Source organism: Dichotomicrobium thermohalophilum, assembly GCF_003550175.1.
Classification (GTDB): Bacteria; Pseudomonadota; Alphaproteobacteria; order Rhizobiales; family Rhodomicrobiaceae; genus Dichotomicrobium; species Dichotomicrobium thermohalophilum.
The window spans coordinates 1635101-1659294 of record NZ_QXDF01000001.1 but is presented as its reverse complement, the minus strand read 5'-3'; the positions used below and the strand labels follow the sequence as shown (position 1 = coordinate 1659294).

Genomic DNA, 24194 nt, shown 5'->3' with positions numbered 1-24194 from the left:
GGGCGTCCTATCGCCGCCCGGTCCACGGTCGGACCCCACGCCATTCAGCTGCCGTGACGACGCGGAACCGGCGCTCGCCTTCACTCCCTTCGATATATATCGCATGAGCACCCCGCGCTTGCAGCTGCGCGTGGGTGACAACGACATCAGGCGCAGGACAAGGGGTACGCATCTCCAGACTTGTGACCACGATGTCAGCGAGCTTGCAGTCCTGCGCCAGCGCCGCGGCGTGCTTTGCCACCGAAAGCCGCGTGCCGCGGAGGTCCACAACACAACCACGCTCGTCGCAGTGGAACACCTCTGGGGCGCGCGCTGCCTCCGGCTCGCGCTGGTCGCCGTCGGCGGCCAGCCATTTCTCCAGGCTGTAGCTCCCCGCACGGCCCGGGATTGCGGCGAGTCGCCCATCCGCTCCGCGTACGGCAATGACCTGGCCGTCCCGGTCAATGAGCACATCCGGCTTGCTCCCCAGGCTGGTAAGCGCCAGCCCCGCGCCCAGCGCCGCCACCCCGGCATAACGCCAGCGACCGCGCCAGATCGCGAACCACAGGGCCCCCAGCGCGATCAGGTTGAGAGCAGCAATCGGGAAAGCCTCCACCGGTCGCACCGCACCGGGCAGCGCCGAAACCGCCTGGGCGATGTCGAGGACGACATCAATCCCCGCCCCCATCAGCTGCAGCGGCGCATCCGCCAGCCCGAATGGCACCGCGATCAGCGACAGGAGCGCGGCCGGCATTACCCACAGGCCGACAACAGGCATCGCGGCGACATTCCCGAGCAGGCTGTAGCTTGTGTAGGTGTGGAAATGAAAAGCGGCGATGGGCGCAACCGCCAGCCCGGCGATCATCGTCGTCATCCCGATCCCGCCGGCATAGCGCAACAGACCGACGCCCGCGCGTGCGGCCATGCCGGGTGACCCGCTCAGCTGCGCGCCGACACTGCGCAGCGGGTTGATCCCTCGCAGGCGCTCATAGGTAGCGATCAAAGCGGTTGCCGCCGCGAAGGACATCTGGAAGCTGACGTCCAGCAGGCTCTCCGGCCGCAACGCCAGAATCAGCAGCGCGGCGATCAGTACGTTGCGCAGAGTCAGCGCCGGTCGGTCGAGCATGACGGCAATCAGAAACACTGCCGTCATCAGGAAGGCCCGCTGGGTCGCGACCGAAGCGCCTGAGATGAGCAAATAGCCCAGCCCGCCGATCAGCGCGGCCAGCGCCGCCCATTTCTTGACGGGAAAGCGCAGCGCCAGCCCCGGCACCGCGACGAGCAAAAGCCGCACGGCAAAGTAGAGGGAGCCGGCCATGATCGCCATATGCAGGCCGGAGATGGCCAGCACATGCGCCAGACCGGCGCCGCGCATGGCCTCCTTCTCCGCTTCGGCAATACCGCCGCGGTCGCCGCTTATGAGCGCCGTGGCAACACCGGCAGCCGGCCCCGACAGCACCGCGTCAACCTGGGCGCCGATCGCCGCGCGCACGCGGTCCACCGCTGCCCAGACCTGCAGGTCGAGCGGCGGGGCCGGCCCTTCGGCCACAGTGATGTCCGACTTCGCGTAACCGACCGCGCCGAGGCCGAGAAAATAGGCCATGCGCGCAAAATCGAACCCGCCGGGATGCGTCGGTTCCGGCGGCGGGAGAAGGCCGGCCTTGACCGCGACCAGCGTTCCGATCGGCGGCGCCGTTTCGGCGTGAGTGCTGATGCGAACCACACGCGGCGTGGCCTCGGCGGCAAGCCCGTCGATCGCCCGCACGCGAATCGTCAGCCGGTTCTTCCGGTCAATCCGCTCTTCCCAGTTCGCGGCCCAGCCGGTAATCGCCGCGAAATCCATTTTCTTGGTCAGGACCGGCGCGGCCACGATATCGGTCCGCACTTTCGCCGCGAAGAAGCCGAGGGCAATGCAGCACATCGCGCCGCTCATGAGGAGTCCGAGCGCCGCATGGCGTGTCAGGAGACGCCACGCCAGCGCCATCACGACCAAGGCGGCGGCCAGCACCAACGGCGGCTCACTCGGCAGGGCGAAATAAATGCCGATGCCGCCGCCGAACAGCACCGGCACCCATAGGGCAAAGCGGCCTCGCTCTATCTCGATGAGCCGGTCAATCAGCCCGGGGCGCGGCACGGCAAATTCGGCTGAGGGCGCCCCCCAGCCGCCAGACATCTCCGCGGTCTCGCCTGCGCGCCGGGTCATGTTTCCCCCAAAATGCCCGTCCACCGACGGTCAGAGGCGCCGGTCAACTTAACCTTTGCGCGGGGCTGTGCTAGGTGACGGGCAAACTCGCGGCATTTAATCAAGGTGAGAAGTGATGAACAACACTGTCGTCACGCGCTTTGCGCCGTCCCCGACAGGCTTCCTGCATATCGGCGGGGCGCGCACCGCGCTGTTCAACTGGCTCTACGCCAAGGCAATGGGCGGCAAGATGCTGCTGCGCATCGAGGACACCGATCGCGCCCGCTCCACGCAGGAGGCCATCGACGCCATCATCGACGGGCTGACCTGGCTGGAACTGGACTGGGAGGGCGAGCCGGTCTCGCAATCGGCGCGTGCTGAGCGCCACGTTGAGGTCGCGGAGAAGCTGCTCGCCGAAGGCAAGGCCTATCGTTGCTACGCCTCGGCCGAGGAACTGGCCGAGATGCGCGAGAAGGCCCGCGCGGAAGGCCGCGCCCCCCGCTATGACGGCCGCTGGCGCGACCGCGACCCGTCCGAAGCGCCGGAGGGCGTCCCGCCCGTGATCCGCTTCAAGGCGCCGCAGGAGGGCGAGACCATCATTCAGGACCGCGTGCAGGGCGAGGTGCGCTGGTCCAACAAGGAACTGGACGATCTGGTGCTGCTGCGCGCCGACCGCTCGCCGACCTACATGCTCTCGGTCGTGGTGGATGATTACGATATGGGGATCACACATGTGATCCGCGGCGATGACCACCTCACCAATGCCGCACGCCAGACCCAGATCTTCCGCGCGCTGGGCTGGGAACCACCGGTCTATGCGCATGTGCCGCTCATCCACGGGCCTGACGGGGCCAAACTCTCGAAGCGCCATGGCGCGCTCGGCGTGGAGGCGTACCGTGCGATGGGGTATCTCCCGGCGGCGCTGCGCAACTATCTGGTACGGCTTGGCTGGGCCCATGGCGATCAGGAGATTTTCTCGACCCAAGAGCTGATCGAGCTGTTCGACCTCGATGCCATCGGCCGCTCGCCCGCGCGCTTCGACTTCACCAAGCTGGAAAGCGTCAACGCGCATTACATCCGCCAGACGCCAGATGACGAACTGGTGCGGCGTATCCGCGAGACGCTGCCAGAGCTGGACGGCGTATCCGACCTGGCCGGCAAGATCGACGCAGACGGCTGGGACAGGCTGAAACAGGCCATGCCGGGGCTGAAACCGCGCGCCAAGACGCTCGTGGAGCTGATGGACACTGCGCGCTACCTGTTCGCGGAGCGCCCGCTGGAGATGGACGCCAAGGCCGAGAAGCAGCTCACGCCAGAAGCGCGCCAGCATCTCGCCGCGCTGAAGGAGCGGTTCGCCGCAGTTGAGGATTGGTCGGCCGAGCTGCTGGAGGAAACGGTGCGCACCTACGCCGAAGAAGCAGACGTGAAGCTCGGCAAGATCGCTCAGCCGATGCGGGCCGCGCTCACGGGCCGGACGGTCTCGCCGGGCATCTTCGAGGTCTTGGAGGTGCTTGGCCGGGACGAATCGGTGGCCCGGTTGGCGGATCAGGCGGCCGCCTGAGGGGCGGACGAATGCCCCGGACAACGGGACGTGACCCCGTACAGTCGGCGCTGATATTGCCGCACTGCAAAAAACGCGCTAGCAAATGGTTCCATAATCGGCGGCCGCGTGACACGCTGTCGGGTGTTCCACCCGCGTCGCGGCCAGACCGCGTGCCGGTTCCTGCCTCCCGGCGGGAATGAGGTTTCACATCCCAGGAGCGTGATAATGAGCCATTCCGATTCCAAACATCCCGGTGCCAACGGCGGTGCGCAGTATAAAGGAAACGCCAAGCTTTCCTTTGAGGACACCGAGCTGGAATTGCCGGTGATGTCCGGTACGGTTGGACCGGATGTCGTGGACATCACGAAGTTCTACCGCGACTCCGGCATGTTCACGTTCGACCCAGGCTACACCTCGACCGCAAGCTGCAAGTCCGGCATCACCTACATCGACGGAGACAAGGGCGAGCTTCTCTATCGCGGCTACCCCATCGACGAACTGGCCGAACAGGGCGACTTCCTCGAAACCTGCCACCTGCTGCTGTACGGCGATCTGCCGACGCGCGAGCAGTACGAGGATTTCGAGAACCGCGTCACCTACCACACCATGATCCACGAGCAGATGAGCCGCTTCTTCACCGGCTTCCGTCGGGACGCACACCCGATGGCGATCATGGTGGGCGTCGTCGGTGCGCTCGCGGCGTTCTATCACGACTCCACGGACATCAGCGACCCGATGCAACGGGACATCGCCGCCCTGCGCATGATCGCCAAGATGCCGACGATCGCCGCGATGGCCTACAAATACTCGATCGGCCAGCCCTTCGTATATCCGCGCAACGAGCTGAATTACGCGCACAACTTCCTCTACATGTGCTTCGCGGTACCGTGTGAGGAATACAAGATCGACCCGGTGCTGGCGCGCGCAATGGACCGCATCTTCATCCTCCACGCGGACCACGAGCAGAACGCCTCGACCTCCACGGTACGCCTGGCCGGCTCCTCCGGCGCCAACCCCTTCGCCTGCATCGCTTCGGGTATTGCCTGCCTCTGGGGCCCGGCGCATGGCGGCGCGAACGAGGCCGCGCTTAACATGCTGCAGGAGATCGGCACGGTCGACCGCATCCCGGAATATATCGACCGGGCCAAGGACAAGGACGATCCGTTCCGCCTGATGGGCTTTGGCCACCGCGTCTACAAGAACTATGACCCGCGTGCCAAGGTCATGCAGAAAACGGCGCGAGAGGTGCTGGACCTTGTGGGCGTGCAGGACGATCCGCTGCTGCAGGTGGCGCAGGAGCTGGAAAAGATCGCGCTCGAAGACCCCTACTTCGTCGATCGCAAGCTCTACCCGAATATCGACTTCTATTCGGGCATCACGCTGAAGGCTCTGGGATTCCCCACCTCGATGTTCACCGTGCTGTTTGCCATTGCCCGTACCGTCGGGTGGATCGCTCAGTGGAAGGAGATGATCGCCGATCCAGACCAAAAGATCGGCCGGCCGCGCCAGCTTTACATCGGCCCGGCGCGCCGGGACTACGTGCCGATCCAGGACCGCTGAGCCTCACCCCGCCAGCGGCTCGGCGCCCGCCGCTTCGGCCCTCCCGCCGGCGAGGATTCGCAAGCTCACCTCGGCGGCGCGGGCGCTGGGCTCATCGCCGGGTGCGCGCAGGATCGACCGCACCCGGGCGACCGCTTCGCGCTGGCGGGCGCGCTCGGGCGTCTCCGAGAGCAGCGGCGCGAGCGCGGCGCTCAGCGTCTCCGGATTGCAGTCTTCCTGAATGAATTCCGGGAAGGCGTTGTCCTGGAGAACGAGGTTGGCCAACACGATCGACGGAACGCGGAGCAGGAACCGCAGGGAAGCCGCCACGGCATCCACCTTGTAACCGACAACCATAGGGGTTCCAGCCAGCCCGAGTTCGAGCGTCACCGTCCCCGACGCCGCCAGCGCCGCATCAGCCAGCCGGAATGCGCGGAATTTGTCTTCCGTCCCTTCCGTGATGTGCGCCGGAACTGGCCAGTCGGCCAGCGCCGCCTCGATCTGGGGACGCAGCGTGGATACCGCCGGAATGATGACCTGCGGTTCAAGGCCCTGCGCGCGCAACCGCGCGACGGTCTCGCCAAACGGGGCCATCAGCCGGCGCACCTCCGTTTGGCGGCTGCCGGGCAGCACCAGCAGCACCGGGTTGCTGCGGTCGATCCCGAGTCGCTGGGCAAGCGCTTCCGGTTCAAGCGAGCGGATCCAGTCATCCTGCTCCACAAGCGGATGCCCGACATAGGTGCAGGGCGGCCCGCCCAGGCGGGCATGCGCCTCCGGCTCGAACGGCAACAGGGCCAGCACGTGATCCACATATGCCCGCATCTTGCGCGCGCGCCCCGGCCGCCACGCCCAGACTGTCGGCGAGACATAATCAATGATCGGAATGTCGGGACATTTGCGCCGGATGCGCTTGGCGATCGGATGGGTGAACTCGGGGCTGTCGATGATAACGACCAGATCAGGCGCAGCGGCGACCGCCGCATCCACCGTTTGATAGACCCGGCGTACCAACTGCGGCAGGCGCTTCAGAATGGCGAGCGGGCCCATCACCGCGACGTCCGACAGCGGGAACAGGCTTCGCAGCCCCATCTCCGCCATCTCTTCTCCCCCGACACCCGAATAAACCAGAGGCGTATCACTGCGCGCATTAAGCGCGGCCATCAGCTTAGCGCCGAGTGCATCGCCGGAGTGCTCGCCGGCAACGATGAAGATGTGACGCGAGCGCGGTTTCACCGCCTGGGTCCTTCTGGTCTGGGCGCGCGGTTAATCCGCCGCCATTTTCGCTGACACCAAGGTGTCTGCAACGGCTTCGCGGCCTTCAGCCTCCGGGTCGATCCCTATCACGAAAAGCCCAAGCCTGTCCGCCGTCTCGACAAGCGTTTGTGGCTCTGCCAGCAGCACCTGACCCTGCGCCACGGCGATCCCCGCCAGCCCGGCTTCGGCGGCCAGTTCGGCTGTGCGCGGCCCGATCGTGGGCATATCCACGCGCAGTTCCTGCTCGGGCTTCGGCGCCTTGACCAGCACGCCGTGACGGTGCGACAGCCCCCACTGCCGCAAGCCTGCGCAGCGGCGCAGCATCTCGTCGGTGCCTTCCGCCGCCTCCACCGCCAGAACATAACCGCGCGCGGCAACCACCCCCTGCCCGACATCATGCGGGCCGAGCGCGCGCAGGACCGCGAGCGCCTTGGCGATGTCCTGTCGGTCTGCTGGGCAGGGCGTCGCGCGGGTCATGCGGCCCGCTGGCGCGGTCAGGTCGGTCGCAATCTCGTGCGCGCCGCGCACGACGAAGCCATGATCCTCGAAAAACCGGACAACCCGGCTAAGAACGGCATCGTCCCCGCCCCGGGTGAGGCGATAGATCTGCGGCGCGTATCGGATCAGGCCGGCGTCAATGCTGATCGAGGTGAGCTTCGGCCGGCGCACACCGCCAACGATCACGATCTCGCGGCAACCGTTCTGGCGCAGCAGCCGCAGCATTCGGCCGACCTGACCCCATCGCATCCAGTCATGCGGAAATCCGGCAATGTCTGGCTCGGCGAGTCCCTGAAAGCCGAGAATATAGACGGCACGGCCCTGTTCGCGCGCGTGCGTGGCAATATGGAGCGGGAGGGTGCCGGCACCCGCAATGATTCCAAGCGGTTGGGCATCCTCTTCGGTGCCGCTCATCGGACCATGACCTCAGACCGCCGATATGCCCGCGTTCTGACGCGGCATGCACAGCGCCCGGCCCGATTCGGTGCGCGCGAAGCTGACGATCTGCTGAACATGCGGATCCTCGCCAAATTCCGCCTCAACCGCGTCCAGCCGCTCGGAAAGCGTGCCTTCGTCCGCGAACATGATCCGATAGGCTTGGCGCAGACGATGTATCTGCTCGCGGGAAAAGCCGCGGCGCTTCAGCCCCACGACGTTCAGCCCAGCAAGCCCGGCCCGATTCCCCAGCGCCATGCCGAATGGGATGATGTCGTTCTCCACGCCCGACATGCCGCCGATGAAGGCGTGGGCGCCTATGCGGACGTGCTGGTGCACCGCGCACAGGCCACCAAGGATGGCGTTGTCTTCAACCGTGCAATGTCCGGCCAGCGTGGCGTTATTGGCAAAGATCACGTTGTCACCAACCATGCAGTCATGCGCTACGTGGGCGCCGACCATGAACAGGTTGCCATTGCCCACCCGCGTCAACATGCGCCCGGATTCCGTGCCGGGGTTCATCGTGACGTGTTCGCGGATGACGTTGTTGCTGCCGATTTCCAGCCGGGAGTCCTCTCCCCGGTATTTGAGGTCTTGAGGAGGCGTCCCGAGGGCGGCGAAAGGTGACACTGTCGTGCCCTCGCCGATCGTCGTGTGGCCCTCGACGACCACATGGGACTGGAGTTGCACATTGCGGCCAAGCCTGACCTTCGGCCCCACGACACAGAAGGCACCGACGCGCACGCCCTCTTCCAGAACTGCGCCGGGCTCGACCACGGCCGAGGGATGAATGACGGGAGCGCCCTCTGATGCGGCGGCTGTCGCGGAAGATGTGGTCATGCTGGAGCCGGGCTCCCTGTTGCTGGTTTCACGTTATCGCTAGCCTAGCGCGACCATAACGGCACAAGAGCGCAGTGGTATGGACCGGAGTGCGCGAATAACCGCGGCACTCGGACCGCCATCGGGCATAAAAACCGGCTAGGTCGGCGCCTTGTCCGGCTCGACGATCATGGCGCTGATCTCGCCCTCGGCGACACTCTGGCCATCCACCCGGGCTTCCGCCCGGAAGCGCCAGACACGTCCCCGATTACGCATCTTTTGCACGTGATAATGAACGGTATCGCCAGGCGTGACAGGCCGACGAAACTTCGCCCGGTCGATCGACATAAAGTAGACCAGTTGCGGTTCGTAGTCGTCGCCCAAGCTCGCAACGCACAGCGCACCGGCTGTCTGCGCCATTCCCTCGATCAGCAGGACACCCGGCATCACCGGAAAGTCTGGAAAGTGGCCCTGAAAGAACGGCTCGTTGATCGTCACATTCTTGATGCCGATGGCGGAGTTATCGCCGTCCATCTCGATGATCCGATCCACCAGCAGAAACGGATAGCGGTGCGGCAGCAGCTTTAGCAGCCTCGAAACATCCGCCGTGTCCAGATGACGTGTCTCCGACGCTTCGTTCATTCCGTCACCGCTCCCAGCCGCCATTGGCCTCCGTCTCAACTCAATAACTGTTTCAACCGCGCGAGCGCCTTGCCCTTCAGCGTTTCTCCAAGCGCCTTGATCACCGCAATCTCGCGCGACCACTGCGCCACGGGTTTCGCCGGCGCGCCGCCCCAGCGCTCGCCCGGCGGGACCGAGTGCGTCACGCCGCTCATTGCGGCAATCTGCGCGCCCGCGCCGATACGGATATGGCCAGCGCAGCCGCACTGACCGCCTATCACGACAAAGTCCTCGAGCACCGTGCTCCCGGAGATACCGACCTGACCGGCGAGCACGCAGTGCCGACCGATCCGGACGTTATGGCCGATCTGCACGAGGTTATCAATCTTCGTTCCCTCGCCGATCACCGTGTCCGACAGCGCCCCGCGATCCACGGCGCTCCCTGCGCCGATCTCGACATCGTCCTGGATGATGACGCGGCCGATCTGCGGCACTTTCAGGTGCCCGTCCGGCCCCATGGCAAAGCCGAAACCATCCTGGCCAATCGCCACACCCGCATGGATCACGACCCGGTCGCCAACCAGCGCATGGATCACGCTTGCGTTCGGACCGACATAGGCGTCCCGACCGATCTTCACGCCATAGCCGATTGCCGCGCCTGCCGCAATGACCGTTCCTGCCCCAACCTCGGCTTGCGCACCGATCACCGCGCCGGGCTCGATAGAAGCCCCCTCTTCAATCCTGGCCGTGGGGTGGACCGGGCCGTCCTGCCCTTGGTAGACCAGCGGTCGACCGGCATCTGGGTAGAACAGGAACAGCGTACGGGCCAGAGCATGGTAGGGGCGATCGGTCAACAAGCCCACAGTATTTTCGGGCAACTTGTCCGCGAACGCCGGCCGCAGAAGGCAGGCACCTGCAGAGGTCGACCGCAACTCCGAGGCGTAGCGTCGGTTGTCGAGGAAAGAGATGTCGCCCGCTCCGGCCTCGGAAATCGGGCGCACATCCGTGATCTGCCGATCCCCTTCCGCCCCAGAGGCTAGCTCCGCCCCGACCCTCTCGGCGATCTGTGCGACCGAGAACGGGCCAGCTCGACGGAAGAATCCTCTGTGAGTCATGCTGTGCGATCTTGTCCCGCGATGGGTTGACCCCACCGCGGCGGTCCTGTTCTTTTTAGAACTTCGTCGTGGTGCCGAAGCCGAACACTTCCTCTTCGTCGAACTCCTCGCTTGTGATCACGTAGGAGAAATCCGCGCGAAGGGGCCCGACCGGCGAATTCCAGAGAACGCTGGCGCCCACCGAAGAGCGAATCGCTTCGCTGTCCTCGCAGCCTCCGGTACCGCCATTGTTGCAATCGGCGTCGGAAACGTCTGTTCCGAATACAGAACCGGCATCGGCGAACACAGCGCCGGACAGCCCGAGTTCATCCGGAATGAACGGGAACGGGAAGCGCAACTCCACGTTCGCCGCATAGAACGATTTCGCCCCCAACGCGTCACCATCTTGATCACGTGGACCAAGGCCTGTGCTTTCAAAGCCGCGGATCAGATTGCTGCCCTTGTAGAACGCATCCACTGAACGAACATCGTCGCCCGACACGCCTTCGATATGGCCACCGATGAGACGGCCGACGAGGGTGACACCATCCGACACCGGATAATAGCCGCGCGCTTCGGCCGTGGTGCGCAGGTAGTTGACACTGCCGCCGACACCCGCGAATTCCTGATTGAGGGCCAAATAGAGACCGTTCGTCGGGTTCCGCTTCAGGTTACGCGTGTCGTAAACGAGGCTGTATCCGACCGCGGAGATTTGAGACGTACCCTCTTCCAGGTCCGGTCGCGAAGTATCGACATCGTAAACCTCATCCTGAGTGAACGAATAGTTCGTCGTCAGAACGGTATCCTCCGCCACGAGGAAGCCGAAGCGTATGGCGCCGCCGGTTTTGCGGTTCTTGTAACCTCGATCACTGCTATCAGTGTAATCCAACTCCTTGTGGAACACGTCGAAACCGGCCGACATCTCGCGACCGAGGAAACGCGGCTCGGTGAAGCTAAGGTCGATCTGGGCGCGCTCGAAGCTGCCCGACAGTTTCAGCCGGACGAACTGGCCGCGTCCCATGAAGTTGCGCTCGGTATAGCTGACCTCGCCGACAACACCTTCCAGTGATGAGTAGCCGCCGGCGATACCGAACTCACCCGAGGCCTGCTCGACCACATTGATATTCAGGATCACGCGGTCCCGCGCCGACCCCTGCTCCTTCGAGATCTCGACCGTCTTGATATATGCCTTGCCCTGAATGCGCCTCTTGGACTGCTCGACAAGCTGACGGTTGTACGGATCCCCCTCGGCAAGGAGAAGCTCCTGGCGGAGAACGTACTCACGCGTCCGTACGTTGCCGTAGATATTGATCCGTTCCACGTAAATGCGCGGACCGCGCTCGATGACGAAGTTCACGTCGATGGTCAGCGAGATCGGATCGCGGTTGACCTGCTTGCGTACCCGGGCGAACGGGAAGCCCATCTTGGAGGCTTCAAGCGTCAGGTTCTCGGCGGTCTTGTCGACCTTCAGCCCGTTGAACGTATCTCCGGATTCGATAAGGAGCTCGTCCTGAAGCATGGCCGGATCGAGGCCCGGCAACTCCGACTGCAGCGTCACGTCGCCAAACGTATATTGCGGGCCTTCCTCCAGCGTGAAGGTGATGAAGAACCCTTCCCCGTCGGGATCGAGATCCGCCACCGCGGAAATGATGCGGACGTCGGCGTAGCCGTTTTCGATGTAGAACTTCCGCAACAGCGCGCGATCGAGGTTCAGGCGATCCTTGTCATAGACGTCTGTCGGCTTGAGAAAGCTCAGCAGGCTGGACTCTGTGGTCGAGATGACATCGCGCAGTTGACTGTCCGAAAACGCCTCGTTCCCGATGAACGTGATGCTCTGGACCTTGGTACTTTCACCCTCGTTGATCTCGAAGACCAGATCGACCCGATTGTAGGGGAGCTTGATGATCTTCGCCTCAACCTGCGCGTTGTAGTAGCCGGAGGCACGGTAAATTCTCAGGATGCGCTGCACGTCGGCCTGTGCCGCGGCGCGCGTGTACACTGAGCGGGGGCGGAGCTGAACCTCCTGGGACAGCGTGCTGTCGTCCAGTTCATCATTGCCCTCGAAAGCCACCTGATTGATGACCGGGTTCTCCACCACGGACACGGTCACGACACGGCTGCTGTAGCTGATGTTGACGTCAGCGAACAGGCCGGTGGCGAACAGCGCCTTGAAGCTGTCATCGGCGGCCTTGGCTGTATAGCGGTCCCCCACAGAGAATGTGAGGTAGGATTTGACGGTCTCCGGCTCCACGCGCTTGTTGCCGCTGACGCGGATGTCGGAGATCGTCTGCGCCGAGACCGATGCCTGGCCAACCGTGACATCCGCCGCCGTCACGGCCGCAAAGCTCAGCACCACGGACACCGCCAGAGCCGCGCACTTAACTATAAATTTCACCATCGACCTTTGTGCCCCTCGAAATCTCTTTTGCCCCCTCGCCCGTTCGCGGCTTCCCGCGCGCACGGACCCGACAGCTCAGTTCAAAAACCCGCGCTACACTAAGGCGTCTGTTTATGACTGCATAGTGGCACGGGGCCGGTGGTCAGAATTCTGCGTCCGAACGTGGCGCGGGGGCCACGAAGCCCGGACGCGGGCATGATACGCGAAACGCCAGGTTGTTCTTCTGACGGGCCGCAACCTTGTTGTCTCGCCGTTCGGTTGCAATTTCCCGTCTTATTCAATGAGTTGCATGACGTCGTTCCACGTGACGAAGATCATTAACATGAGAACGAGCGCCATACCAATGCGAAAGCCGATTTCCTGCGCCTTCTCGTTCAATGGCTTTCCACGTATGGCTTCTATGCCATAGAAGACCAGATGGCCCCCATCCAGCACCGGGATCGGGAACAGATTGATGAGCCCGATGCTGATGGAGATGATGGCGGTCCAGCGCAGAAGCTCCGGGATGCCGATCGACGCAACTTCCTTAGACATTTGCGCGATTCGCACCGGCCCGCCAAGCTGATCCGCCGAAGCCCGGCCACCGATCAGCTCCCCGATGAAGATGATCGGCTGCTTCATCCAGAACCAGGTTTCCTGGAAGCTCTGACCAACCGCCTCCAGGGGACCGTAGCTCTTCCTGATAACATCGCTCTGATCGGCCGCGCCGCGAATGCCGATACGCGCGATCTTGGCGCTGCCGAAGCGGCTTTCCGTCTCCACCAATTCCGGTGTCACGGTGAGGTTCACGCGCGCGCCATCACGCTGCACGACGACGTCGAGTGGCTGGTCCGCGCTCAGGCCGACAATGCGCACCATCTCCTGGAAGCTCTCGACCTCGTCGCCGTCGATGCTGAGAATCAGGTCCCCTGGCTGAAAGCCGGCGCGCTCCGCCGGGCTCTCGGCGACAACCTCGTCGACCCGCGGCTCGATCACTGTCTTTCCGTAGGCCATGAACAGGCCCGCGAAAATCACCAGAGCCAGCAGGAAATTGGCAAACGGCCCGGCCGCGACCACCAGCGCACGCGCGCCGACGGGCTTGAACTGGAACATCCGCGCCCGGTCCTCAGGGGATACCTGCGCGGCCGCCTCCTGACTCGGCATGCTGGCGGCGTTTTCGTCGCCGAGGAACTTGACGTAGCCGCCAAGCGGGATCCACGCGACGCGCCAGCGCGTGCCATGCTTGTCGTGAAAGCCGGCGATCTCGGGCCCGAAGCCGATGGAAAACGCCTCAACCGCCACCCCGTTCATGCGCGCGACGAGGAAGTGGCCCAGTTCGTGGATGAACACCACCAGGCCGAGCACGATCAGGAACGGGATCGCCCAGGCCAGCACCGTGGTCCCGAACGCGATCAGAGATTCAATGATACCCATGAGCAGCTAAGTCTCCATGATGGCTTGTGGCGGCGCCGCGCAGATCATCCCGCCTCGGCGCGCATAACCTCGGGCAGCAGGTCCTGCGCCAGTTGACGGGCCTGCTGGTCTGTAGCCAGAACCTCGTCCAGCGTCTCTGGCGCAGCGGTGCCGATCTCTCCAGCCGCACGGTCCAGTGTGCGTGCGATGAGCGCGGGGATCCCCATGAAGCCGATCCGCTTGTTCAGGAACGCCGCCACGGCAATTTCGTTCGCGGCATTCAGCACCGTCGGCGCGCTGCCGCCAGCCTCCATCGCCTCGTGGGCCAGGCGCAGCGCGGGAAAACGCGTCGCGTCGGGCGCCTCGAAGGTCAGCTGGCCGATCCGCGCCAAATCAAGACGTTCCGTGGGAGCGCACATGCGCTCCGGCCAGGCCAGGGCGAAGGCGATCGGCGTGCGCATATCCGGCGCGCCCATCTGGGCCAGCACGGAGCCGTCGCAGTATTCGACGAGGCAGTGCACGATCGACTGCGGGTGAACGACCACGCCGAGCTGAGCCTTTTCCACCGGGAACAGATAATAGGCCTCGATCAGCTCCAGCCCCTTGTTCATCAAGGTGGCGCTGTCGATCGTGATCTTCTGGCCCATCTCCCAGTTCGGGTGTTTCAGTGCCTGTTCCGGCCGCGCCTGTCGAAGCTGCTCCAGCGTCCACTCGCGGAACGGCCCGCCCGAAGCCGTAAGCAGGATACGTTCGATGGCATCTTGCGGATGGCCCTGCATGGCCTGCTGCGCGGCGGAGTGCTCCGAATCAACCGGGAGCAGCGTGCTCCCGCCCGCCTCAACCGCGCGCAAGAACGCCTCGCCCGCCGAAACGAGGCATTCCTTGTTCGCCAGCGCCAGCGCCAGCCCCTGCTCCGCTGCCGCGAAGGCCGGGCGCAGGCCGGCCGCCCCGACGATCGCGGCCATCACCCAATCGGTCGGCGCGCGCGCCGCTTCGACGACCGCGCCTTCTCCGGCCGCAACGGCGATCTTGGTGCCGGCCAAGGCGTCCTTGAGGGTTTGATACTGGTCCGGGTCGCCGATCACCGCCATCTCGGCATCATGCTGGAGGGCGAGTTCGGCAAGGCGCGCGGCGTTTGTGTTGGCCGTCAGCGCGACGATCTCGGCGCAGCCCGGGTTGCGCGCGATCAGGTCCAGGGTGTTTTCGCCGATGGAGCCGGTGGCGCCCAGCACGCTGACCCGCTTGCGGGTCGATTGCCCGGTCACCGCGCCTAATTCGGCCTGCGGCCTTGCCGAAGCGCCGTTGCGCGTGAGTCTCAAGCCAGCCTCATTCGTTGTCGCCTATGACCACACCACCAGAGCATAGCCCGGCGCTTCCGGCGCCCGCACCAGCGCCAGCCCTGCACAGGTCAGCGCTGCGAAAACCAAACCGTCCACCCGATCAAGCACTCCACCATGGCCCGGGATGATGCCGCTGGAGTCCTTGCGTCCGAACAGGCGCTTGATCGAAGACTCGCCCAGATCGCCTGCCTGCGAAACCAGGGACACTCCCGCGCTCAGCATGATTACCGGCCACCAGGCCTGCGCGCCCGCCACCCCGATGAGCACAGCCGAGCCAAGTACCGTGGCGCAGATGAGCCCCCCAGCGAAGCCCGCCCAGGTTTTCTTCGGCGAAATGTCCGGTGCAAGCAGCGGCCCGCCAATACTTTTTCCGAAGATATAGGCTGCCGTATCGGTCGTCCAGACGGTGATGAAGATGAACAGGACCGCAACCCAGCCGAATTCGGGGTCCGAACGGATCCACACCAGCGCGATGCTCGGTAACCCGACGTAATAAACGCCGGTGGCCGCCCACCACGACTGCGCAGTCCCCATATCCAGCCGGCGCAGCACGAAGACTGCCAATGTGCCCGCGACGATCGCCAACAGGCCGCAGCCGGGGCAGTCCCAGGCCGCGAGAAGGGTTCCCCCCGCCGTCGCACCGACCTGAATGGCCCAAGCGGCGTCGATCCCGCTCGAACAGACCAGCCGCCCCCACTCCCAGGCCATTACGGCAACGAAGGCCGTCACCATCAGCGCAAATGGCAGCGGGCCCGCATAGGTCAGCGCCAGGGCCCCGGCGGCGAGCGCGATGCCGGAGATGATGCGCAGGCTCAGCTTGTTGCTCGGAAGCAGCGACTTGTCGTCGCGCGGATTGGCCGGCTTTGAGCGTCGAGGCGACTGGCGCATGGATGGCGGGGCCCAACCTTATGCTGGCAAGAGGACGCCATACCAGGCGCAAGCGATACCTCGGAGAGAGCGTTTGCGCCATCTGGCAGCTCGGTCATAAGGCCGGTCGGTACGATCCGCGAAGGCGGCAACCGGCCGTATCGGCGCGACTTGGCGGATCACGATCAGCCGCAGCGCGCCATCTTCCGTTCATAAACGCGCCTGATGCGGGGGTAAACCCGGAAATGACGGAAGAGCCGCGTCTCGCCGCGGTTTCAAGCCGTGCGCCGTGCCGACAGCCCGCCGAAGCGACGCTCGCGGTTCTGATACGCGCTGATCGTACGCACCATCGCCTCGCGGTCGAAATCCGGCCAGTAATCTTCGACGAACATCAGTTCCGCGTAGGCAAGCTGCCAGAGCAGGAAATTGCTCAGCCGGACTTCACCGCTCGTGCGGATCAGCAGATCCGGGTCAGGCAGACCCTGCGTGTCAAGCCTCTGCTCCAGCGCGGCCATGTCCACATCTTCCGGGCGCATCGCGCCGCGGGCCACCTCCTCGGCCAGCCGCCGCGCCGCCCGGGCGATCTCGTCCCGCGCACCATAATTGAAAGCAATCGTGAGCCGCAGGCCGGTGTTCTCCGCTGTCAGTGCGTGAGCGTCCGCGATCATGGCGGTGATTTCCGGATCGACCCGGTCGGCCGTTCCGATAACCCGCACACGCACATTGTTCTCGTGCAGCTCGGCCAATTCCTGTCGGATGAAGCGCTTGATGAGAGTCATCAGCGCATCGACTTCTTCCTGTGGCCGCCGCCAGTTTTCTGAGGAGAAGCTGAACAGCGTCAGATACTCGACACCGATCTCCGCCGCCGTGCGGACACACTCCTTTACGCGCTCGACGCCCTTGCGGTGCCCCTCGATGCGCGGCAGACCCCGCTGCTGCGCCCAGCGGCCGTTGCCGTCCATGATGATCGCGAGGTGGCGCGGGACAACAAGGCGCGTGTCCGACTGGGCGTCGTTCTGATGATGCATGTTTGGTCGTAGCCGCTTTCGTTCCCGTGACCCGATCTGTTCAGGTTAAACCTGCATGATTTCCTTTTCCTTATCAGCGAGCGCGGCGTCGATCTCGCCGATATACTTGTCGGTCAGTGCCTGTACATCGTCGGCAAGGGCATGATGCTCATCCTTGCCGATGATGCCTTCCTTCTCCTGCTTCTTGAGCTGCTCCATGCCGTCACGACGCACATTGCGTACCGCGACGCGGGCCTGTTCGGCGTATTTGGCGCAGACTTTCGCCAGTTCCCTGCGCCGTTCCTCGTTCATCTCCGGGATCGGCAACCGCAGCGTCGTGCCATCAACCACCGGATTCAGGCCGAGGTCTGACTCGCGGATCGCTTTCTCCACGGCGCTGACATTCGACTTGTCCCAGACCTGGACGCTGATCATCCGCGGCTCGGGGACGCTGACCGTTGCGACCTGGTTGATCGGCATTCGGGTGCCGTAAGCGTTGACCGAAATGGGATCGAGCAAACTCGCGCTGGCGCGGCCGGTGCGCATGCCGCTGAATTCCTGTTTCAATACATTGAGCGCGCCCTGCATGCGCTTTTCCAGGGCCTTCAGGTCAAACTCTTCTGCCTCTTCCGACATCTTGCTCTCCTTATCGGCATCAAGGCGGTATGGCGCGGCCGCGCGCGCAGCGCAAGCATGGATCGCGCAGGGGCCTCACCTCGCCGGTTTAGCGCGTCACGGTCGTGCAACGTGTTTGCCCGGTCAAGACATTCACGAGGCTTCCGGGCTCATGCATCGAGAAAACGACAATCGGGATGGCATTGTCACGCGCCAGCGCGATGGCAGCCCCGTCCATCACGCGCAGATTCCGGTTCAGCACATCGTCATACGTCAGATGGTCGTAGCGCACCGCCGTCGGGTCAACCGCGGGATCGGCGGAATAGACGCCATCGACCGAGGTGCCCTTCAGGATGGCGTCGCACTGCATTTCAGCGGCGCGGAGCGCGGCGGTGGTATCCGTCGTGAAGAAGGGGCTGCCGGTGCCCCCCGCGAAGATCACCGTCTGCCCGGCATCGAGTGCAGTGCGGGCCTCCTCCCGCTGGAATGGACGGCAGATCGTCGGCATGCGCACGGCGCTGAAGGTGACAGTGTTGACGCCTGTGCGGCGCAGACCGTTCTCCAGCATCAGCGCATTCATCACAGTGGCCAGCATGCCGACGTCATCGGCCCTTGCACGGTCCATCCCCTCAGCCGCGCCGACGACCCCGCGGAAGAGGTTGCCCCCGCCGATAACCAGCGCCACCTGCACGCCCTCTGACACGGCCGCGCGGATCTCTCCGGCGATGCGCTGGATCACGGAGGGGTCGGTGCCGAAGGCCTGGCTGCCGAGCAACGCTTCACCCGACAGCTTCATCAGCACGCGGCGGTATTTGATGGTCGTGCCGGCCATTGCTCACTCGCGCCCCTTGCTCCGGCACACCCTGCGCGCCGTTCAAAGACGCCCGCGCCTGGCCGCTGATTACGAACCCGACGCCGCTGCCGCGACCTCGGCGGCGAAATCCTCTTCTTCGGTCTCGATTCCCTCGCCCAGACCATAGCGTTCGAAGCCGACGACCTTCACCGGCGCGCCGATGTCCTCCTCGGCCGCCTTGAGCGCCGCTTCGACGGTGTTGTCCGGGTCGGTCACGAGCGCCTGCTTCATAAGGACGACTTCCTGGTAATACTTGTTCAGGCGGCCTTCCACCATCTTTTCGATGATGTTCTCCGGCTTGCCGGATTCCCGTGCCTGCTCGACCAGGATCGTGCGCTCGCGATCAACCACGGCGGGGTCGAGGCTGTCGACATCCACGGCAAGCGGGCTGGTCGCGGCGATGTGCATGGCAAGCTGCTTGCCCAGCGCCTGCAGCTTGTCCTTGTCGCCCGTCGACTCCAGGCCGACGATCACGCCGATCTTGCCCATGCCCGGCGCGGCAGCGTTATGCACATAGCTGGCGACGACGCCGTCCGACACCTCGATATAGCCGGTGCGGCGCAGACGCATGTTCTCGCCGATGGTGGCGATCATCTCCGAGATGTAGTCGGTGACGGGCTTGTCGGTGCCCGGGAACGTCTCAGCGCCAAGCTTGTCGACATCGCCCTCAGCCTTGAGCGCCAGCTTGGCGATCTCGCTGACCATGTTCTGGAACTGGTCGTTGCGCGCGACGAAGTCGGTCTCCGCATTGACCTCGACGACGGCGCCCTTCTTGTCTTCGACGGCCACGCCGACCAGGCCGTCAGCGGCCGTGCGCCCGGCCTTCTTCGCGGCCTTAGCGAAGCCTTTCGCGCGCAGCCAGTCGACCGCGGCGTCCATGTCGCCGTCGGTCTCGGTCAGCGCCTTCTTGCAGTCCATCATGCCTGCGCCGGTCTTCTCGCGCAGGTCCTTGACCATCTTTGCGGTGATCTCAGCCATTATCGCCTCGTGAAATTGCCTGCTGTTGCCGCCCCTCGACGCCGCATCCGGACGCTCAGGCAGCCTGTTCCTGCATCAGTTTCGTCGCCTGCTGGATCCAGTTCTCGCGCGCCGCGCGGCCCTTGAGGTCCAGCTCTTCATCCAACTGCGCAAGGTCCATCTCGTTCATGCTGGCGAGCTGCCAGTAATGATAGATGCCGTGCGCGTTGAGCTTGTCGACCATCACCTTGCCGATGCCGCTGATCTTCTGCAGATCGTCCGGCTCGCCCTCGGGCGCCTCCAGCCGACGGAACGCGCTTTCGCCCACCGGCCCCGCCGCGCGCGCGGTGTCGGCGGGCTGCGCCGGCGCGGCCTCGGCCGCCGCGACATCGGCCTCGGCGGCTTCCGGCTGGACCACCGGCCCGGCCTCCGGGCTCGCCTCGGCCACGGGTGCGGCCTGTACCTCCGGCTCCTCGGGCAGCGTCTCCATGGCGGGCTCTTCCGCCGCGCCGATATCGCCGCCGGCCGCCGCGGTCGCCCGCTCGATGCCATCCAGCGCCGCCCGCGCCATCAGGTCGCAGTAAAGCGCGATCGCCCGGCCAGCGTCGTCGTTGCCCGGCACCGGATACGCGATGCCTTCAGGATCGGAGTTACTATCCAGAATGGCGATGACAGGAATATGAAGCTTGCGCGCCTCGGCGACGGCGATCGACTCTTTGTTCGTGTCGATGATGAACAGCAGGTCGGGAATGCCGCCCATGTCCTTGATGCCGCCGATGGCCTGCTCCAGCTTGTCGCGCTCGCGCGTGAGGTGCAGCAGCTCCTTCTTGGTGAAGCCGTGAACCTCGCCTTCGAGCAGGTCCTCCAGATAGCGCAGGCGCTTGATCGAATTCGTGATCGTCTGCCAGTTCGTCAGCGTGCCGCCATACCAGCGGTGATTGATGTAATACTGCGCCGAGCGCTTCGCCGCGTCCTGCACGAGGTCGGAGGCCTGGCGCTTGGTGCCGACGAACAGCACGCGCCCGCCGCCGGCCACGGTGTCGGAGACCTTGACCAGCGCCTGGTGCATCAGCGGGACGGTTTGCGACAGGTCGATGATGTGGATGCCATTGCGCACGCCGAAGATGTACTCTTCCATCTTCGGGTTCCAGCGGTGCGTCTGATGGCCGAAATGCGCGCCGGCTTCCAGCAGGTCGCGCATGGAGAATGTGGGCAGCGCCATGGGCGGTGCACTCCTTGCTTTTCCGGTTGAGCCTCCGTGTCAGGTTTGAAGCGTGCCTTGGCCCAGAAGCCACGGCGCGCCACCGGAGCGCATCGACGCGGCGCCAGGGCCGCGCGCGAGCGCGCTGACACGTGTGGGATGGTCGGGGTTATAGGCCGCGTCGCGCGGGATTGCAAGGATCAACGATGCCTGCCCTGACGGGGCTACACGGCCGGGCTCCGATTTTGTGACGTGACGTTGCGAGAAGTATTCATCACTTCGTGCGAGGCTGCTGGAGGCCGGTATATTCCAGTGATATCATTCTCCAGAGCGGCGCTTCCGGGCGCCGCTTCTCTTTTGTCGCGGCCCGAAAGCCCGCAATCCGGCGCGCCCATCAACTTCCACGTCACTCGCGCGGTCTCGCGGCTCGCCCAGACGCCTGAGTTTCCGGTGCTTTTCGCCCCAGCGCGCGCTATTCCACAACTTTAGCGGGACTTTTTCGCGCATCTCACCCGTTTGTGCGTTTCGGCCCAGCGGCCACCTGCTCTACTTCCGGTTGCAGACAGTCTCTCGAGTCCCGTTCTTTTGTCCGTAACCAGATGGGGGGTAAAACTCATGTTCCGTAAGTGCGTCTCCACTGCCGTCAGTGCCGTTGCGTTCTCAACCGTCGCGGGTGTTCTGGCCGCGACCGTCTCTCCGGCCTCCGCCGCCGACCTTTCCCGCTACGAGGGCAGCCTCAAGGATACCGAGCCGGTCTACGCGCCCGCGCCGATCTGGACCGGGTTCTACGTCGGTGCCCACCTCGGCTACACCTGGGCCGACTGGGACGGGCCATTCGCCTACGATGATGTCGATAACTTCCCGGACATAACCTTCGACAACTCCAGTCAGAGCTTGAGCGGCGACGATTGGCTCGGCGGTTTGCAGTTCGGTGCCAATCACCAGATAGGACGGTGGGTGTTGGGCGCTGAGGTCGACGTCTCCTGGACTGGCGCCGATGACAGTACCTCGTTTGTGCCCTACCCAACAGGCCTCGATTCTGACAACACGGGCGAACCGATTTGGGACGTTCGAGCAGAAATGGAGATGTTCGGCACGGCGCGCGCCCGTGTCGGCTATCTGACGAGAGACGATCTCCTGCTTTACCTGACGGGCGGCTTGGCGTGGGCCGAGGTCGAGTCCGACATCTCTGTGCTTTTTCCAGACCCCACATTTGAGACGCCGTTTGAGAACGCCCGTGGTAGCGTGGACGAAACACATTTGGGCTACACGATTGGCGGCGGTCTGGAGTGGATGGTCGCCGACAACTGGACCCTCAAGGGCGAATACCTCTATTTCGATCTCGAGGATGAGGACTACGCTTATGTTGGCCGGACGGCGGCGGGCAATCGTTATGGCACTGATCGTTACGGCCCCGACCTTGACGGCCACATCCTCCGCGTCGGCGTGAACTACCTGTTCCGCGGCCGCGAAGAGCGCATGGAGCCGCTGAAATAGGGCGCGCGGCCGTCGCCTTCATCCCTTGATATCATCCTCCACGGCGGCGCCTTCGGGCGCCGCTTCTCCTTTGGGTTCCGCCCCGGTTCGGTCCCGGAGAATCGGACATCGCCGCTACGATTTCGATGGTGCCGTTCGTCCCGCAAACGGGGCGTGCGCTGGGCCTCAACGACCAAAAAGATATGAATATGTCGTAGAAAACCAGAGGTTGTTGCGGGATCACAACACTCTCGCGCCCCTGAGCGGTTTTGCAAGCCTCTGTTTTCGCTGGATTTTTCCGACCGTCTCAGGATGCACACGCTTGAGACGATGACATCCCCATGAGCTCAACCCTGGGTTTGTGTTGCCGGTTGGCCAGAAGCCCTACGCCTGAAGTCACGCGCTCAAAAGAGCGATTTTCATTCAGGCAAAGATGGGGGTTGGCTTATGGCCAGGACTTCTGTTGCAGGCGCGCGCGGCGCGCTCCTCGCTACGGCGTCTGCCGCGCTTTTGATGGTGAGCGCAGCGGGCGCGCAAGCCGCGGATCTCGGGGACTACGACGCCAGTCTGAAGGATACGGGGCCGGTTTATTCGGCGCCGCATATGTGGTCGGGCGTCTATGTTGGCGCGCATGCCGGCTACGGCTGGTCCGACAAGGACTGGTCGTTGGTCGATAATGCCGGTGAAGGTACGGGTGATGTCGGGAGAAAAACTTCCCACGATGCGGATGGTTGGCTCGGCGGCGTGCAGGCCGGCCTCAACGGCCAGTCCGGCAAGTTCGTCTATGGCGCGGAGGTCGAACTGTCCTGGACCGGCATGGAAGGCAAGGGCACCTGGAAGGGAAGCAACGACGGTTACCGCGACGGTGAAGTCGATATCAACTGGCTGGCGACCGTGGCCGGCCGGGCCGGCATGGCCTTCGATCGCACGCTGATCTACGGCAAGCTGGGCGCTGCGTTCGCGGACGAGGACTACAATCACACCGGCAGGACGCGCGAGCTCAACGGCGACGACACGCGTACCGGTTGGCTGATCGGCGCGGGCATCGAACACGCCTACGATGCGAACTGGTCCGTAAAGGCCGAATACAACTACATCGACTTCGGCGAAGAGGAGATCAGCCTCAGCGACGGTGAGAGGACCGCAATCTTCGACGTCGAACAGGACATGCACGTGGTCAAGGTCGGCCTCAACTACCGCTTTAGCTGGGAGCGCCCGGCCGAACCGCTGAAGTAAGCGACACCCTCGTACCCGGCAATGCATCCAGGTTGAAACGGCGCCTCCGGGCGCCGTTTTTTATTGCATCACCGGTGCGCCAGCGCTCACCCCACGATATGATACCCGCCGTCGATATAATGCACGCCGCCAGTAATATTCCCGGCCTCTTCGCTCGCCAGGAAAGCGGCATACGCCCCCACCTGCTCGATGCTCACAAGCTGATGGGTGGGCGCGCGCTCGGCCGCGTCTTCCAGCAGTTCGTCGAAGTCCTCCAAGCCTGACGCCGCGCGCGTCTTGATCGGCCCGGGCGACAGCGCATGCACGCTGATTCCCTTCGGCCCCAGCTCGGCGGCCATGTATTTGGTCACGGACTCCAGCGCCGCCTTCACCGGCCCCATGATGTTGTAGTTCTCGACAACCTTCTCCGCGCCGTAGAAGGAGACGGTCATGCAGGTGCCGCCCGGCGGCATCAGCGGCTCGGCCCGGCGTACCATGCGGATGAAGGAATGCACCGAGATGTCCATCGCCTGGCCGAAGCCCTCGCGGGATGTGTCCACCACGCGCGCGTGCAGGTCTTCCTTCGGACAGAAAGCGACGGCGTGCAGGCAGATATCGACGCGCCCCCACGTCTCGCGAATCCGGTCGAACAGCGCGGTGAACTGGCCGTCCTGAGTCACGTCGAGCGGCGCGATGATCTCCGCGCCGAGCTGTTCGGCGAGCGGGCGCACGTGCTTCTCGGCCTTCTCGTTCAGATAAGTGATGGCCAGATCCGCGCCCTGGCGGCGCAGCGCCTTGGCACAGCCATAGGCGATTGAGTTGTCGTTGGCGATCCCGATAATCAGCGCCTTCTTGCCTTGCAGAGAAAACATGCCGGACCTCCTCGTGGTTTGCTGCGCTGCAAATCCC

The 24194-nt window shown here is 64.3% G+C and carries 20 protein-coding genes; 4 read left to right on the top strand and 16 right to left on the bottom strand.

Annotated elements, in window-relative coordinates; all coding sequences use genetic code 11:
• Window positions 1-7: 7 nt before the first annotated feature.
• The gene (locus tag BXY53_RS07600) at window positions 8-2182 is read right to left on the bottom strand and encodes a ComEC/Rec2 family competence protein (RefSeq protein WP_147361529.1); all 2175 of its coding nucleotides are present in this window, start codon (window positions 2180-2182) and stop codon (window positions 8-10) included.
• Window positions 2183-2297: 115 nt separating this feature from the next.
• Between BXY53_RS07600 and gltX the strand changes: the two genes are divergently transcribed.
• Both gltX and gltA read left to right on the top strand, forming a co-directional pair.
• Window positions 2298-3722, top strand: a complete 1425-nt coding sequence (gene gltX / locus BXY53_RS07595) for a glutamate--tRNA ligase (protein WP_119061232.1) — start codon at window positions 2298-2300, stop codon at window positions 3720-3722.
• Window positions 3723-3929: 207 nt separating this feature from the next.
• Window positions 3930-5264, top strand: a complete 1335-nt coding sequence (gene gltA / locus BXY53_RS07590; protein ID WP_119061231.1) for a citrate synthase — start codon at window positions 3930-3932, stop codon at window positions 5262-5264.
• Window positions 5265-5267: 3 nt separating this feature from the next.
• On the opposite strand, the gene lpxB is transcribed toward gltA, so the two are convergent.
• The 14 genes from lpxB to BXY53_RS07520 form a co-directional block, all read right to left on the bottom strand.
• The gene (lpxB, locus tag BXY53_RS07585; protein ID WP_119061230.1) at window positions 5268-6476 is read right to left on the bottom strand and encodes a lipid-A-disaccharide synthase; all 1209 of its coding nucleotides are present in this window, start codon (window positions 6474-6476) and stop codon (window positions 5268-5270) included.
• Window positions 6477-6506: 30 nt separating this feature from the next.
• Window positions 6507-7409 carry an LpxI family protein gene (locus BXY53_RS07580; RefSeq protein ID WP_119061229.1) on the bottom strand — a complete coding sequence of 301 codons (903 nt, stop codon included), beginning with the start codon at window positions 7407-7409 and terminating at the stop codon, window positions 6507-6509.
• Window positions 7410-7421: 12 nt separating this feature from the next.
• The gene (lpxA, locus tag BXY53_RS07575; protein WP_119061228.1) at window positions 7422-8270 is read right to left on the bottom strand and encodes an acyl-ACP--UDP-N-acetylglucosamine O-acyltransferase; all 849 of its coding nucleotides are present in this window, start codon (window positions 8268-8270) and stop codon (window positions 7422-7424) included.
• Between the two features lie 138 nt (window positions 8271-8408).
• Complete coding sequence (gene fabZ, locus BXY53_RS07570; RefSeq protein WP_119061227.1) at window positions 8409-8891, bottom strand: 3-hydroxyacyl-ACP dehydratase FabZ; 483 nt, start codon at window positions 8889-8891, stop codon at window positions 8409-8411.
• Window positions 8892-8926: 35 nt separating this feature from the next.
• Window positions 8927-9985 carry a UDP-3-O-(3-hydroxymyristoyl)glucosamine N-acyltransferase gene (lpxD, locus tag BXY53_RS07565; RefSeq protein WP_119061226.1) on the bottom strand — a complete coding sequence of 353 codons (1059 nt, stop codon included), beginning with the start codon at window positions 9983-9985 and terminating at the stop codon, window positions 8927-8929.
• Between the two features lie 55 nt (window positions 9986-10040).
• Complete coding sequence (gene bamA, locus BXY53_RS07560) at window positions 10041-12362, bottom strand: outer membrane protein assembly factor BamA (protein WP_119061225.1); 2322 nt, start codon at window positions 12360-12362, stop codon at window positions 10041-10043.
• A 273-nt stretch (window positions 12363-12635) separates the two neighbouring features.
• Entirely contained in the window at window positions 12636-13775 is a 1140-nt protein-coding gene (rseP, locus tag BXY53_RS07555) for an RIP metalloprotease RseP (protein ID WP_119061224.1), read from the bottom strand.
• Between the two features lie 44 nt (window positions 13776-13819).
• Window positions 13820-15019 (bottom strand): 1-deoxy-D-xylulose-5-phosphate reductoisomerase, encoded by a 1200-nt coding sequence (locus BXY53_RS07550; protein ID WP_170144404.1) that lies wholly within the window; start codon window positions 15017-15019, stop codon window positions 13820-13822.
• 75 nt (window positions 15020-15094) lie between these two features.
• Window positions 15095-15982, bottom strand: a complete 888-nt coding sequence (locus tag BXY53_RS07545; RefSeq protein WP_119061222.1) for a phosphatidate cytidylyltransferase — start codon at window positions 15980-15982, stop codon at window positions 15095-15097.
• A gap of 254 nt (window positions 15983-16236) precedes the next feature.
• Complete coding sequence (locus BXY53_RS07540) at window positions 16237-16989, bottom strand: isoprenyl transferase (protein ID WP_119061221.1); 753 nt, start codon at window positions 16987-16989, stop codon at window positions 16237-16239.
• 45 nt (window positions 16990-17034) lie between these two features.
• Window positions 17035-17604: a ribosome recycling factor gene (gene frr, locus BXY53_RS07535; protein WP_119061220.1), complete on the bottom strand. Its 570-nt coding sequence runs from the start codon at window positions 17602-17604 to the stop codon at window positions 17035-17037.
• Window positions 17605-17692: 88 nt separating this feature from the next.
• Window positions 17693-18415, bottom strand: coding sequence for a UMP kinase (gene pyrH, locus BXY53_RS07530; RefSeq protein ID WP_119061219.1), 723 nt, complete (start codon window positions 18413-18415; stop codon window positions 17693-17695).
• Window positions 18416-18484: 69 nt separating this feature from the next.
• Window positions 18485-19477 (bottom strand): translation elongation factor Ts, encoded by a 993-nt coding sequence (tsf, locus tag BXY53_RS07525; protein ID WP_483459023.1) that lies wholly within the window; start codon window positions 19475-19477, stop codon window positions 18485-18487.
• Window positions 19470-20615: a 30S ribosomal protein S2 gene (locus BXY53_RS07520; RefSeq protein WP_119061217.1), complete on the bottom strand. Its 1146-nt coding sequence runs from the start codon at window positions 20613-20615 to the stop codon at window positions 19470-19472. The genes tsf and BXY53_RS07520 overlap by 8 nt, the downstream gene beginning before the upstream one ends.
• 594 nt (window positions 20616-21209) lie before the next feature.
• On the opposite strand from BXY53_RS07520, the gene BXY53_RS07515 reads away from it, so the two are divergent.
• Together BXY53_RS07515 and BXY53_RS07510 are read left to right on the top strand one after the other, a co-directional pair.
• Entirely contained in the window at window positions 21210-22091 is an 882-nt protein-coding gene (locus BXY53_RS07515; protein ID WP_119061216.1) for an outer membrane protein, read from the top strand.
• Between the two features lie 426 nt (window positions 22092-22517).
• On the top strand, window positions 22518-23306 hold the full coding sequence (locus BXY53_RS07510) for an outer membrane protein (protein WP_119061215.1): 789 nt from the start codon (window positions 22518-22520) through the stop codon (window positions 23304-23306).
• 86 nt (window positions 23307-23392) lie between these two features.
• Here BXY53_RS07510 and fabI read toward each other — a convergent pair whose 3' ends face one another.
• Window positions 23393-24157, bottom strand: a complete 765-nt coding sequence (gene fabI / locus BXY53_RS07505) for an enoyl-ACP reductase FabI (RefSeq protein WP_119061214.1) — start codon at window positions 24155-24157, stop codon at window positions 23393-23395.
• Between the last annotated feature and the right edge of the window lie 37 nt (window positions 24158-24194).